The organism is Streptomyces sp. NPDC050416 (assembly GCF_044458845.1).
Lineage (GTDB): Bacteria > Actinomycetota > Actinomycetes > Streptomycetales > Streptomycetaceae > Streptomyces.
The window spans coordinates 931937-944916 of sequence record NZ_JBITII010000002.1; the positions used below are offsets into that span (position 1 = coordinate 931937).

A 12980-nucleotide genomic window follows, 5' to 3' on the forward strand; every position below is an offset into this window, starting at 1 on the left:
GCCGGTGACTACCATCCTTTCACCCTCGGGCCGCGGCGAGCCGGGCCGCGTGCGTCGGGGCGTCCGGCACGTGAGCCGGGCGGCCCTTGGCGAACTCCTCGCGCAGCACCGGTACGACCTCCTCGCCCAGCAGGTCGATCTGCTCCAGCACGGTCTTCAGCGGCAGCCCGGCGTGGTCGACCAGGAACAGCTGGCGCTGGTAGTCGCCGGCGTACTCGCGGAAGGCCAGCGTCTTCTCGATCACCTGCTGCGGGGATCCGACGGTCAGCGGCGTCTGCGCCATGAAGTCCTCCAGCGACGGCCCGTGCCCGTACACCGGCGCGACGTCGAAGTACGGCCGGAACTCACGGACGGCGTCCTGCGAGTTCCGCCGCATGAACACGTGCCCGCCGAGCCCGACGATCGCCTGCTCGGGCGTGCCGTGCCCGTGGTGCGCGTACCGCGTCCGGTACAGCTCGACCATGCGCCGGGTGTGCTCGGCCGGCCAGAAGATGTTGTTGTGGAAGAAGCCGTCGCCGTAGTACGCGGCCTGCTCGGCGATCTCCGGCGAGCGGATCGACCCGTGCCAGACGAACGGCGGTATGCCGTCCAGCGGGCGGGGCGTGGCGGTGAAGCCCTGCAGCGGCGTACGGAACTTCCCCTCCCAGTCGACGGCCTCCTCGCGCCACAGCCGGTGGAGGAGGGCGTAGTTCTCGATCGCGAGGGGGATGCCCTGCCGGATGTCCTGGCCGAACCAGGGGTAGACGGGGGCGGTGTTGCCGCGGCCCAGCATCAGATCCACCCGGCCGTCGGCCAGGTGCTGGAGCATCGCGAAGTCCTCGGCGATCTTCACCGGGTCGTTGGTGGTGATGAGGGTGGTGGCGGTGGAGAGGATCAGCCGCTCGGTGCGGGCGGCGATGTGGCCGAGCATGGTGGTCGGGGACGACGGCACGAACGGCGGGTTGTGGTGCTCGCCGGTTGCGAAGACGTCGAGCCCGGCCTCCTCGGCCTTAAGCGCGATGGCGACCATGGCCTTGATGCGCTCGCGTTCGGTCGGCGTCCGGCCGGTGGTCGGGTCGGGCGTGACGTCGCCGACGCTGAAGATCCCGAACTGCATGGTCGCTCACCCTCCAGGTTGTTTACCCTTCAACCATACCTGGGGGCAACAGGCAGGTCGTCACGTCCGGTACGGGTCCCTGCCGGTCTGCGCGAGCAGCCGCTCGAAGGCCGACGCCCCCTCCGCCAGCGGCACCGGCTCCGCGAACACACCGGTCGACCGGGCCGTCGGGGCCAGCTCGGCGACCGTGCCGGCGAGTTGCTCCAGGACCGGTTCCAACGCGTCGTCCGCCCCGTACTCCTGGCCCGTGGCCCGGGCCAGGTCCCACGCGTGCACGGTCAGATCGAGCAACGCCATCGCCCCGACCAGCCGCGCGGGCATCTGCCACGCCCCTGCCGTGCCCTCCTCGGCACCAGGCGCCGACCAGGCCGCCACCAGCCTGTCCGTCTCCTCGGCGAACCGCTCCCTCCAGTCCGGCCCCGCACCGACCCGGTCGGGCGTCGTGGAGAAGTCCGACTCACCCTTGGCGGCCAGTTTCTGGAACTCCACGACCACCTGGAAGAGGTGGTTGACCAGGGCCTTCACGTCGTAGTCGGCACACGGTGTGGGGGCGGAGAGCGCCTCGTCGGGAACCGCCCGGACCACGGGCACGGCCCGCTCACGCGCCACCGCCAGAAGATCGCCCAGGGTGTGGCTCTTCGCTTCTCTGCGCTTGGTGTCCATACAGCGACCGTAGGGACACCCGGGGCCGCCCCTCTTGAAGAAACGCGACGTACGATCCGGCCATGGAGGCACCCCGCCACGACACCCGCGGGATCGTCGACCCGTCCGGGCTGCTGAACCGCGTGCGATTCCGCCGCCACGAGCCCGCCGAGCCGCTGCGCCGGTACGTCGAGTGGTACTGGCTCATCGACTGGGACCTGCCCGCGCCCTACGCCTCCCACATCGTCCCGCACCCCGCCGTCAACCTCACCTTCCAGTGGGACGGGGCCGACGAGAAGGACGCACCCTACGGCGAGATCACCGGCGTCGCGCTCGGCCTGTACACCAGGAAGCTGTCGGGTCGGGGCCGGGTCTGCGGGGCGAAGTTCCGGCCCGGCGGCTTCCGGCCGTACGCCCCCGGGGTGCCGGTTTCCCGATGGACGGGCCGCACGCTGCCCGCCCAGGAGGTTTTCCCGCAGGCCACCGGCGACACCGCCCGCTCGGTCGTCACCCCCGCGGACGACCGCGCCCGGGTGGCCGCCCTCGATGCCTTCCTGCTCTCCCTGCCCTGCGTCCCGGATCCGCAGGCAGATCTCGCGATCGACCTCGTCCGACGCATCCAGGCGGACCGCGCCGTACGCCGCGTCGGCGACTTCGCCCACGCGCGAGGACTGTCGGTACGGGCGCTGCAACGGCTCTTCTCGACCCATGTCGGCGTCAGCCCCAAGTGGGTCATCCTCCGCTACCGCATCCACGAGGCCCTGGAGCAGGCCGACAGCCGCAGCGACGTCGACTGGGCCGCCCTCGCCGCCGACCTCGGCTACGCCGACCAGGCCCATCTGGTACGGGACTTCACGACGACGGTGGGAGTACCCCCGGCGGCGTACGCCGCCGGAGCCCGAGCCGGGCGGTAGGGAGCCGTCACGCCGAGGCGGAGGCCAGGGCGCGGGCATGCGAAGCTGACCACCATGCTCGTGCTCCGCTCCGCGGCCCTCTTCGTCGTCGCCGCCCTCTTCGAGATCGGCGGCGCGTGGCTGGTCTGGCAGGGCGTGCGCGAGAGCAGGGGCTGGCTGTGGGCGGCCGGCGGCGTCCTCGCGCTCGGCGCGTACGGCTTCGTCGCCACGTTCCAGCCCGACGCCCACTTCGGCCGCGTCCTCGCCGCGTACGGCGGGATCTTCGTCGCCGGTTCGATCCTGTGGGGCGTGGTCGCGGACGGCTACCGCCCGGACCGCTGGGACATCACGGGCGCGCTCGTCTGCCTCGCGGGCATGGCAGTGATCATGTACGCCCCGCGAGGAAACTGACCGGTCTTGAGGAAACCGACCGGCCGGGGACTCAGAACGGCTCGTCGGGCAGCAGCCCCAGCTGCCCCATGAAGTCCATCTCGTCGAAATACAGGCGGTAGTCGACGATCCGGCCGTCCTTCACGGTGGCGATGTCCACCCCGCGGATCCTGATCTCCTTCTGCGTCGGGGGCAGCGTCTCGCCGTTGGGCAGCTCCAGCGGCCCGGTGTTCCGCCCGCTGAAGATCCCCTCGTCGATGGCCGTGTCACCGACCTCGTAGGAGTGCAGCGACTGGAACGTCGCCTCGGGGACCGCCTCCGTCATCGTCCGCCAGTACTCGACGATGCTGTCGCGCCCGCGCAGCTCACCCTCGTCGGGAGTGAAGGCGACCGCGTCCTCGGCGTACAGCTCGCCGATGACCTTCAGATCGGCGTGCGTGGTGACCGCGTCGGTGAGCCGGTCCATGACCTCACGTGCCTCGCCCATGATCCACCTCCGGAACCTGTCAGGGGATCACCCGCCCTCATTCTCCCACCGCGGGGCCCGCCTATCCTGGCCGGAAGCCTCAGGCCGACGCCGGCCCGGCACCGCACACCACGTCCGAGGAGCTCCCATGGCCACCGCCGCCCCGTCCGCAGCCTCCCGCATCGCCGTCGTCACCGGTGCGAGCAGCGGAATCGGCGCCGCCACGGCCAGGCAGCTCGCCGCCGCGGGCTACCGCGTCGTCCTCACCGCCCGCCGCAAGGACCGCATCGAGGCGCTGGCGGAGGAGATCACCAAGGCGGGCCACCAGGCCACGGCGTACGCCCTCGACGTCACCGACCGCGCGGCGGTCGACGAGTTCGCCACGGCCTTCAAGACGATCGGCGTGCTGGTCAACAACGCGGGCGGCGCGCTCGGCGCCGACCCGGTCGCGACCGGCGACCCGGCCGACTGGCGCCAGATGTACGAGACGAACGTCATCGGCACGCTCAACCTCACCCAGGCCCTGCTGCCCAAGCTGATCGCGAGCGGCGACGGCACGGTCGTGGTCGTCTCCTCCACCGCGGGCCACGGCACCTACGAGGGCGGCGCGGGCTACGTCGCCGCCAAGCACGGCGCGCACGTCCTCGCCGAGACGCTGCGCCTGGAGATCGTGGGCCAGCCGGTCCGCGTCATCGAGATCGCCCCCGGCATGGTCAAGACGGACGAGTTCGCCCTGACCCGCTTCGGCGGCGACGAGGACAAGGCGGCCAAGGTCTACGAGGGCGTCGCCGAGCCCCTCACGGCCGACGACGTCGCCGACACGATCACCTGGGCGGTCACCCGCCCCAGCCACGTCAACGTCGACCTCCTCGTCCTGCGCCCCCGCGCCCAGGCCTCCAACACGAAAGTCCACCGGGACCTGTGATGCCGGACGCCGGAGGGGACCCGGAACAGCAACGGGACCGGGAACAACAGCGCCTCACCCAGGAGACGAAGAACGAGCGCCACATGTGGTGGTGGCTCGCCTACTTCCTCTTCGGCATCCACATCGTGGCGTTCGTCATGGTCTACGCGGTGCTGCACGCCCCGAAATAGGACCGGTCAACCCTTCACACAGACGACCTGCTTCAGCTTGGCCACGACCTCCACCAGATCCCGCTGCTGGTCGATGACCTGCTCGATCGGCTTGTAGGCGCCCGGGATCTCGTCCACGACGCCGGAGTCCTTACGGCACTCCACGCCCCGCGTCTGCTCCTCCAGGTCCTTCGTCGAGAACCGGCGCTTGGCCGCGTTACGGCTCATGCGCCGGCCCGCGCCGTGCGAGGCCGAGTTGAAGGACTTGGCGTTGCCGAGGCCCTTCACGATGTAGGAACCCGTGCCCATGGAACCCGGGATGATCCCGTAGTCGCCGGAGCCGGCCCGGATCGCGCCCTTGCGGGTCACGAGCAGGTCCATCCCGTCGTAGCGCTCCTCGGCCACGTAGTTGTGATGACAGGAGATCTCCGGCTCGAACGTCGGCTTGGCCTTCTTGAACTCCTTGCGGATCACGTCCTTCAGGAGCGCCATCATGATCGAGCGGTTGTACTTCGCGTATTCCTGCGCCCAGAACAGATCGTTGCGGTACGCCGTCATCTGCGGGGTGTCCGCGACGAAGACGGCGAGGTCACGGTCGACCAGGCCCTGGTTGTGCGGGAGCCTCTGGGCCACGCCGATGTGGTGCTCGGCCAGCTCCTTGCCGATGTTGCGGGAACCGGAGTGGAGCATGAGCCACACAGACCCCTGCGTATCTATGCACACTTCGACAAAGTGATTCCCGGATCCGAGCGTTCCCATCTGCTTCGTGGCACGTTCCTGACGGAACTTGACCGCCTCCGCCACCCCGTCGAACCGCCCCCAGAAGTCCTCCCACCCGGCGGTGGCCAGCCCGTGGAAGCGCCCGGGGTCGACGGGATCGTCATGCATCCCGCGCCCCACCGGGATCACCTGCTCGACCCGCGACCGCAGCCGCGACAGGTCCCCGGGCAGGTCGTTCGCCGTCAGGGACGTCTTCACCGCCGACATTCCGCAGCCGATGTCGACACCCACCGCCGCCGGGCACACCGCGCCCTTCATGGCGATGACCGAGCCGACCGTCGCACCCTTGCCGTAGTGCACGTCGGGCATGACGGCCAGGCCCTTGATCCAGGGCAGCGTGGCTACGTTCTGGAGCTGCTGGAGTGCGGAGCCCTCGACCGTGGCCGGGTCGGTCCACATCCGGATCGGTACTTTCGCACCAGGCATCTCTACATACGACATAGCGTCCTCAATCCCCCGTAAACGAACAGAAGTCCTCAACAGCAAATACCGGAGCCAAGGTCGACGAAAGGGAATCCGGACCGGCGTCCACGGCAGTGCGTGCGATAGACATTGTGTTCATCGGCCGCCCCACGGCGGCAAGCAGATTTCCGCGTCGAGAGGGGCCACCACGTGCAACGGAAGGCGTACGCACCCGGTATCGCCGCGCTCCTCGCGGCCCTGCTGGCCGGCTGCACCGGCAACTCCGGCGACGGCGGCGCGACGGACGACTCCAACCCGGGCGACACGGGCACGGCCTCGACCGTCGCCGAGCCGGGCAAGTACCGCACGCTGCCCGAGCCCTGCGGCGCCGTCGGCCAGAGCTCCCTCGACGAACTCCTGCCCGGGATCCGGCAGATCACTGACGAGGAGCAGCGCGAGAAGGCGTACGAGGGCGAGGCTACGGTCACGTACGACACCGACCGCAAGGTCGGCTGCCAGTGGAAGGTCGATGCGCAGCAGGCCACCGACCATCTGCTCGTCGACTTCGAACGGGTCGTCTCCTACGACAACGCGGTCAGCGACGACAGCCTGGCCGAGCAGCTCTTCGCGGAGAAGGAGGCGGCGGCCCACCTGCCCGAGCCGACCGCCACCGAGTCGGCGACCCCGGGCAGCACGCCCGGCAGCACGCCGGCCGGGGGTGCCACCCCCGCGCCGAGCGGCTCCCCGTCCCCGTCCGGCAGTTCCTCGCCGCCGGCGTCCGCCTCCGCCACCCCGACCGACCTCCAGCCGCGCGTCCTGGAGGAGGTCGGCGACGAGGCCTTCCTCGACGACGAGCTGAGCAGCTCCGGTTCGACGGCCAAGCAGCGGACGGTGACTGTGGCATTCCGCACGTCGAACGTCATCGTGACCATCGAGTACGCCGAGCAGCCGGCCACCGTCGGCGTCGTCCCGGACAGCAAGGAAATGCAGGACAGGGCCCGGAAACTGGCCTCGCAGCTGGCCGATTCGCTGAGCGGCTGAGGCCCCTTCACGCCCCCTTCACGCGCACCCGCAAAGCACCCGAAGGAAGAACACACCGCTGCCTCACCGCGTACCGTGACCACTCGGACCCGTTCCGACCGCAGGAACCACGAGCGTCATGAGTGAAGGAACCATGCAGCGACGAGCACAGCGAGAGCAGCGAGAACAGCGAGCGAAGCGACTCCACCGCGTCCTTGTCTGCGCGGCCGCCGTCCCCGTGATGCTGGTCGCCGCCGGCTGCTCTTCGGACTCCGGCTCCGGCGACAGCACGGACAAGGCCGCCAAGGCCGCCGCCTCGGCGTCCGCGAGCCCCTCGCCGACCGTGGAGGCGGCGGCGTACGGCAAGCTCCCGGAGCCCTGCAAGACGCTGTCGAAGAAGACGCTGAAGGACCTCGTACCGGAGGGCAAGTCCGGCAAGGAGGGCAAGTCGGACGACATCTCGACCCGTGCCAACTGCTCCTGGAACAGCCTCGACAACAACGGCGTCAAGGGCTCGCAGTTCCGCTGGCTGAACGTGTCGATGCTGCGCTTCGAGTCGGACGTCACCCGCGGCCCGGCCGACAAGCTGGCCCAGGAGTACTTCGAGAAGCAGGTCCAGGACGCTCAGGCCGTGGCGGGTGCCAAGAGCACCAAGTCGGAGCCGGTGCCCGGGACCGGCGACGAGGCGACGGCCGTGCGCTACGAGCTGAAGAAGAAGGAAGGCACCTTCAAGCAGCAGACGGTCGTGGCACGCGTCGAGAACGTCGTCGTCACCCTCGATTACAACGGCGCGGGCCTGGCCGGCGACAAGAGCCCGAGCGCCGACGACCTGATGAAGGACGCCGAGAAGGCCGCCAAGGAGGCCGTGGCGGCGGTGTCCGAGGCGAACGGCGCGGGCGGCGGCAAGGCGAGCGGCGCCGCGTCCAAGACCCCCTCCAAGGCCCCGTCGAAGTCGGCGTCCAAGTCGCCGTCGAAGTCGGCCTCCTCGGACGCGTCCGAGGAGCCCGCGAAGGACGCCTCGACGTCGCCGTCGAAGAAGCCGGCGTCGAAGAGCTGAACAGCCCCGACCGGAACCGGCCACCCGTCCTCCGCACACATGTGCCACCCTGTTGCGCGCAACAACACGCAAGGGGAGGGGAGTACGGGTGGCCGCGCCACTACAGCTGACTCGGATGCACCGCGTTCTCATCGGTGTGGTCGTGGCCGGCGCCGTGATCATCGCCGGCATCGGCTTCGCCGGTTCGTACGCGGCCGTCCGCGAATTGGCCCTGAAGAAGGGCTTCGGGAACTTCTCCTACGTCTTCCCGATCGGTATCGACGCGGGCATCTGCGTCCTGCTGGCCCTGGACCTGCTCCTCACCTGGATCAGGATCCCCTTCCCGCTGCTGCGCCAGACGGCCTGGCTCCTGACGGCGGCGACGATCGCCTTCAACGGCGCGGCGGCCTGGCCGGATCCGCTCGGTGTCGGCATGCACGCGGTGATCCCGATCCTGTTCGTCGTCTCGGTCGAAGCGGCACGTCACGCGATCGGCCGGATCGCCGACATCACGGCCGACAAGCACATGGAGGGCGTCCGCCTCACCCGCTGGCTGCTCTCCCCCGTCCCGACGTTCCTCCTGTGGCGCCGCATGAAGCTCTGGGAGCTCCGCTCCTACGAGCAGGTCATCAAGCTGGAGCAGGAACGTCTCGTCTACCAGGCCCGGCTGCGTTCCCGCTTCGGCCGGGCGTGGCGCAGGAAGGCCCCGGTGGAGTCGCTGATGCCCCTGCGCCTGGCCCGCTACGGCGTCCCCCTGGCGGAAACGGCCCCGGCGGGGCTGGCAGCGGCAGGCATAGAACCGGCACTGATTCCCCCGCCACCGCAAACGGACCCGGCTGCGGGCAGTCGTGCCGCTGGGGCGGCGCCCGTCCCACAGAGAGCGGCACCTCCCAGCGAGCAGCGCCCGCAACTCGAGAGCAATCAAGACGCCGAGCAACCGGCCAACCCCCCGGAGCCAGACCAGAGCCCCTGGTTCAACACCCCCCGAGAGGTCGAATACCAGGGCGGCTACGACCCCAACTACGATCCCGCCGAGCAGTACGCCCAGTGGATCGCGGAACAACAAGAAGCCGAGCAGTACCAGACCCAGTACGAGCAGGAACCCACCCCGGAGGACACCGGCAGCTTCCCCATCCCGGTGGGCCCGAACCGCACGCGCGAACTCGGCGAGGGCGGCGGCACGCCCCCGGCCCCCGAGCCGGACGAAGAGGCGTACTACCAGGTGTTCCGCCAGTCGATAGACGGCAGCTACCCCACCCCCCGCGCGCTGGGTGACAACATCCAGGCCACCTACGGCACGACGCTGAGCCCCGGTGAGCTGAAGTCCCTCGTGGAGCGCTTCCAGAAACGCCACTCGGCGCAACTGGAAGAGGACCACATCGCCTGACCCGCCGGCACGAAGAAGGGGCCCCCGGAGAAAACCGGGGGCCCCTTCTCAGTGCCTGTTCACTCCCCGAGCAGGGCCCGCACCCGCTCCTGCCCCACCGCCAGCAGCAGCGTCGGCAGCCGCGGCCCCGTGTCCCGCCCGACCAGCAGGTGGTACAGCAGGGCGAAGAAGGACCGCTGCGCGGTCTTGATCTCCGGCGGCAGCTCCTTCGGCGTGGCGTCGGCCGGGAATCCGGCCTGCACCTTCGGCACGCCGTACACGAGGTGCGTCAGGCCGTCGAGCGACCAGTGGTCGGCCAGCCCGTCGAGCAGCAGCCGCAGCGACTCCCGCCCCTGCTCGTCGAGCGACTTCAGCAGCTCCGCGTCCGGCTCGTCGCGCACGATCGTCCGCTGTTCGGCCGGCACATGGGTGTTGATCCAGGCCTCGGCCTTGTCGTACCGCGGACGCGCCTCGTCGAGGGAGGTCAGCGGCTGCTCCGGGTCCAGCTCGCTCAGGATCCGCAGCGCCTGGTCCTCGTGCCCGGCGGTGATGTCCGCGACGGACGCCAGCGTCCGGTACGGCAGCGGCCGAGGCGTGCGCGGCAGCTCACCGGCGGCCGTACGCACCGCACGCGAGTGGGCGGCGACGTCGGCGGGCAGGGCGCTGCCGTCGGCGACCTTGGCGTCGAGCCGGTCCCACTCGTCGTAGAGCCGCTGGATCTCCTGGTCGAAGGCGACCTTGAAGGACTGGTTGGGCCTGCGCCGGGCGTACAGCCAGCGCAGCAGCTGCGGCTCCATGATCTTCAGGGCGTCGGCGGGGGTGGGCACGCCGCCCCGCGAGGAGGACATCTTGGCCATGCCGGAGATGCCGACGAAGGCGTACATCGGGCCGATCGGCTGCTTGCCGCCGAAGATTCCGACGATCTGCCCGCCGACCTGGAAGGAGGACCCCGGGGAGGAGTGGTCGACGCCGGAGGGCTCGAACACGACGCCCTCGTAGGCCCACCGCATCGGCCAGTCGACCTTCCAGACCAGCTTGCCGCGGTTGAACTCGCTCAGCCGGACCGTCTCGGAGAAGCCGCACGCGGTGCAGGCGTACGTCAGCTCGGTGGAGTCGTCGTCGTAGGACGTGACGGTGGTGAGGTCCTTCTCGCAGTTGCCGCAGTACGGCTTGTACGGGAAGTACCCGGCGGAGCCGGAGCTGCCGTCGTCCTCGGCGGCCGCGCCGGAGCCCTCGGCGGCCTCCAGCTCGGCCTCGTCGACCGGCTTCTGCCCCTGCTGCTTCTTCGCGGGGGCCTTCTTCGTGCGGTACTGGTCGAGGATCGCGTCGATGTCGCCGCGGTGCTTCATGGCGTGCAGGATCTGCTCGCGGTACACGCCGGAGGTGTACTGCGCGGTCTGGCTGATCCCGTCGAACTCCACGCCCAGCTCGCCCAGCGACTCGATCATCGCGGCCTTGAAGTGCTCGGCCCAGTTGGCGTGCGTCGAGCCCTTGGGCGCCGGGACGGACGTCAGCGGCTTGCCGATGTGCTCGGCCCACGACTCGTCGACGCCGGCGATGCCCGCCGGCACCTTCCGGTACCGGTCGTAGTCGTCCCAGGAGATCAGGTGCCGCACCTGGTGGCCCCGGCGGCGGATCTCGTCGGCGACGAGATGCGGGGTCATGACCTCGCGGAGGTTCCCGAGGTGGATGGGGCCGGACGGTGAGAGGCCGGACGCGACGACGACGGGTTTGCCCGGGGCCCGACGCTCCGACTCCTCGATGACCTCATCCGCGAAACGGGAGACCCAGTCGGTGGTCTCGGTGCTCTGAGCCACGATCGGCACGTCCTTCTTTCTGCATCGGGCAGCCGGTACGGTCGCACGGCTGACCGCACCATTGTCCCAGACCGCCTCGCGCCCGGAAAAACGGCTTTACCTCGCATGGGATACTGGCCGTGTCTATCGATTCCCTCGAGGAGAACGGCACCCTTTCCTATGGCCTCGGTCACGTCCCTCAGCGACTCCGTCCACCAGCGCCTCGCGGCTGCCCTGTCGGCGGCCGTGCCGCAGGCCGGCTCCGCGGACCCGCTGCTGCGACGAAGCGACCGGGCGGACTTCCAGGCCAACGGGATCCTGGCCCTCGCGAAGAAGGAGAAGGCGAACCCGCGGGAGCTGGCGGCGCAGGTCGTCTCCCGGGTCGAGTCGGGTGACGTGATCAAGGACGTCGAGGTCTCCGGCCCCGGCTTCCTGAACATCACGATCACCGACCGGGCGATCACGCAGAACCTCGCCGCGCGCTACGCGGACGACACCGGCCGCCTCGGCGTGCCGCAGTCCGAGCAGCCGGGCACCACGGTCATCGACTACGCCCAGCCGAACGTGGCGAAGGAGATGCACGTCGGTCACCTGCGCTCCGCGGTGATCGGTGACTCGGTGGCGCAGCTGCTGGAGTTCACCGGCGAAAGCGTGGTGCGGCGTCACCACATCGGCGACTGGGGCACCCAGTTCGGCATGCTCATCCAGTATCTGGAGGAGCACCCGCACGAGCTGGACCACAAGGCCGGCGAGGTCTCCGGCGAGGAGGCGATGTCGAATCTCGACCGCCTCTACAAGGCGGCCCGCAAGGTCTTCGACGCGGACGAGGAGTTCAAGACGCGGGCCCGCCGCCGGGTGGTCGACCTCCAGGCGGGCGACCCGCAGACCCTCGCCATGTGGCAGAAGTTCGTGGACGAGTCGAAGATCTACTTCTTCTCCGTCTTCGAGAAGCTGGACATGGAGATCCAGGACGCGGACATCGTCGGGGAGTCCGGCTACAACGACATGCTCGCGGAGACCTGCCGCCTGCTGGAGGAGTCGGGCGTCGCGGTCCGCTCCGAGGGCGCGCTGTGTGTCTTCTTCGACGACATCAAGGGCCCGGACGGCAAGCCGGTCCCGCTGATCGTGCAGAAGTCGGACGGCGGCTACGGCTACGCGGCGACCGACCTGTCGGCGATCCGCGACCGCGTCTTCAACCTCAAGGCGAACACGCTGCTGTACGTGGTGGACGCCCGCCAGTCGCTGCACTTCAAGATGGTCTTCGAGACGGCCCGCCGGGCGGGCTGGCTGAACGAGGACGTGCACGCGGTGCAGCTGGCCTTCGGCACGGTCCTCGGCAAGGACGGCAAGCCGTTCAAGACCCGTGAGGGCGAGACGGTCCGGCTGGTGGACCTGCTGGACGAGGCGATCGACCGTGCCTCGGCGGTGGTCCGGGAGAAGGCGCAGGACCTCTCCGAGGAGGAGATCGCCGAGCGGGGCACGCAGGTCGGCATCGGCGCGGTGAAGTACGCGGACCTGTCGACGTCGGCGAACCGCGACTACAAGTTCGACCTGGACCAGATGGTCTCGCTGAACGGCGACACGTCCGTCTACCTCCAGTACGCCTACGCCCGTATCCGGTCGATCCTGCGCAAGGCCGGCGAGGCCCGTCCGGTCGCGCACCCGGAGCTGGGTCTGCAGGAGGCGGAGCGCGCGCTGGGTCTGCACGCGGACTCGTTCGCGGCGACGGTGGCGGAGGCGGCGGCGGAGTACGCCCCGCACAAGCTGACGGCGTACCTGTACCAGCTGGCGTCGCTGTACACGACGTTCTACGACAAGTGCCCGGTCCTGAAGGCCGAGTCGCCCGAGCAGACCGAGAACCGCCTGTTCCTCTGCGACATCACGGCCCGCACGCTGCACCAGGGCATGGCCCTGCTGGGCATCCGGACGCCCGAGCGGCTGTGAGCCCGGACCGGGACGCACGGACCGAGGGCGGCACTCCCCCGTGAGTGCCGCCCTCGGCGTATCAGGAGCCGTGGA

Annotated in this window: 13 protein-coding genes; 8 read left to right on the top strand and 5 right to left on the bottom strand. The window is 69.9% G+C overall.

The window, feature by feature from the left end; genetic code table 11:
• Nucleotides 1-19: 19 nt before the first annotated feature.
• The gene (locus ACIBL4_RS09430; RefSeq protein ID WP_399407996.1) at nucleotides 20-1096 is read right to left on the bottom strand and encodes an LLM class flavin-dependent oxidoreductase; all 1077 of its coding nucleotides are present in this window, start codon (nucleotides 1094-1096) and stop codon (nucleotides 20-22) included.
• A 60-nt stretch (nucleotides 1097-1156) separates the two neighbouring features.
• On the bottom strand, nucleotides 1157-1759 hold the full coding sequence (locus tag ACIBL4_RS09435; RefSeq protein WP_399407998.1) for a TIGR03086 family metal-binding protein: 603 nt from the start codon (nucleotides 1757-1759) through the stop codon (nucleotides 1157-1159).
• A 62-nt stretch (nucleotides 1760-1821) separates the two neighbouring features.
• Between ACIBL4_RS09435 and ACIBL4_RS09440 the strand changes: the two genes are divergently transcribed.
• Both ACIBL4_RS09440 and ACIBL4_RS09445 read left to right on the top strand, forming a co-directional pair.
• Complete coding sequence (locus ACIBL4_RS09440) at nucleotides 1822-2652, top strand: DUF6597 domain-containing transcriptional factor (protein WP_399408000.1); 831 nt, start codon at nucleotides 1822-1824, stop codon at nucleotides 2650-2652.
• Nucleotides 2653-2706: 54 nt separating this feature from the next.
• A complete protein-coding gene (locus ACIBL4_RS09445; RefSeq protein ID WP_307176789.1) occupies nucleotides 2707-3042 on the top strand; it encodes a YnfA family protein in 336 nt (111 codons plus the stop codon).
• A 31-nt stretch (nucleotides 3043-3073) separates the two neighbouring features.
• On the opposite strand, the gene ACIBL4_RS09450 is transcribed toward ACIBL4_RS09445, so the two are convergent.
• The gene (locus tag ACIBL4_RS09450; protein ID WP_399408002.1) at nucleotides 3074-3508 is read right to left on the bottom strand and encodes an ester cyclase; all 435 of its coding nucleotides are present in this window, start codon (nucleotides 3506-3508) and stop codon (nucleotides 3074-3076) included.
• A 127-nt stretch (nucleotides 3509-3635) separates the two neighbouring features.
• Here ACIBL4_RS09450 and ACIBL4_RS09455 point away from each other — a divergent pair, with 127 nt between their 5' ends.
• A complete protein-coding gene (locus ACIBL4_RS09455) occupies nucleotides 3636-4412 on the top strand; it encodes an SDR family NAD(P)-dependent oxidoreductase (protein ID WP_399408004.1) in 777 nt (258 codons plus the stop codon).
• Entirely contained in the window at nucleotides 4412-4582 is a 171-nt protein-coding gene (locus ACIBL4_RS09460) for a hypothetical protein (protein WP_399408006.1), read from the top strand. The genes ACIBL4_RS09455 and ACIBL4_RS09460 overlap by 1 nt, the downstream gene beginning before the upstream one ends.
• Before the next feature lie 6 nt (nucleotides 4583-4588).
• Here ACIBL4_RS09460 and ACIBL4_RS09465 read toward each other — a convergent pair whose 3' ends face one another.
• A complete protein-coding gene (locus ACIBL4_RS09465) occupies nucleotides 4589-5782 on the bottom strand; it encodes an RtcB family protein (protein ID WP_399408008.1) in 1194 nt (397 codons plus the stop codon).
• A gap of 171 nt (nucleotides 5783-5953) precedes the next feature.
• Here ACIBL4_RS09465 and ACIBL4_RS09470 point away from each other — a divergent pair, with 171 nt between their 5' ends.
• The 3 genes from ACIBL4_RS09470 to ACIBL4_RS09480 all read left to right on the top strand — a co-directional run bounded on the left by ACIBL4_RS09470 (nucleotide 5954) and on the right by ACIBL4_RS09480 (nucleotide 9186).
• Entirely contained in the window at nucleotides 5954-6784 is an 831-nt protein-coding gene (locus ACIBL4_RS09470) for a DUF3558 domain-containing protein (RefSeq protein WP_399408010.1), read from the top strand.
• Nucleotides 6785-6902: 118 nt separating this feature from the next.
• Entirely contained in the window at nucleotides 6903-7820 is a 918-nt protein-coding gene (locus ACIBL4_RS09475) for a DUF3558 family protein (protein ID WP_399408012.1), read from the top strand.
• A 115-nt stretch (nucleotides 7821-7935) separates the two neighbouring features.
• Nucleotides 7936-9186, top strand: coding sequence for a DUF2637 domain-containing protein (locus ACIBL4_RS09480; protein ID WP_399408014.1), 1251 nt, complete (start codon nucleotides 7936-7938; stop codon nucleotides 9184-9186).
• 59 nt (nucleotides 9187-9245) lie between these two features.
• Here the strand turns inward: ACIBL4_RS09480 and lysS are convergent, their stop codons facing one another.
• On the bottom strand, nucleotides 9246-10991 hold the full coding sequence (gene lysS / locus ACIBL4_RS09485; RefSeq protein WP_399408016.1) for a lysine--tRNA ligase: 1746 nt from the start codon (nucleotides 10989-10991) through the stop codon (nucleotides 9246-9248).
• 150 nt (nucleotides 10992-11141) lie between these two features.
• Between lysS and argS the strand changes: the two genes are divergently transcribed.
• A complete protein-coding gene (gene argS, locus ACIBL4_RS09490) occupies nucleotides 11142-12905 on the top strand; it encodes an arginine--tRNA ligase (RefSeq protein ID WP_399408018.1) in 1764 nt (587 codons plus the stop codon).
• Nucleotides 12906-12980 lie beyond the last annotated feature (75 nt).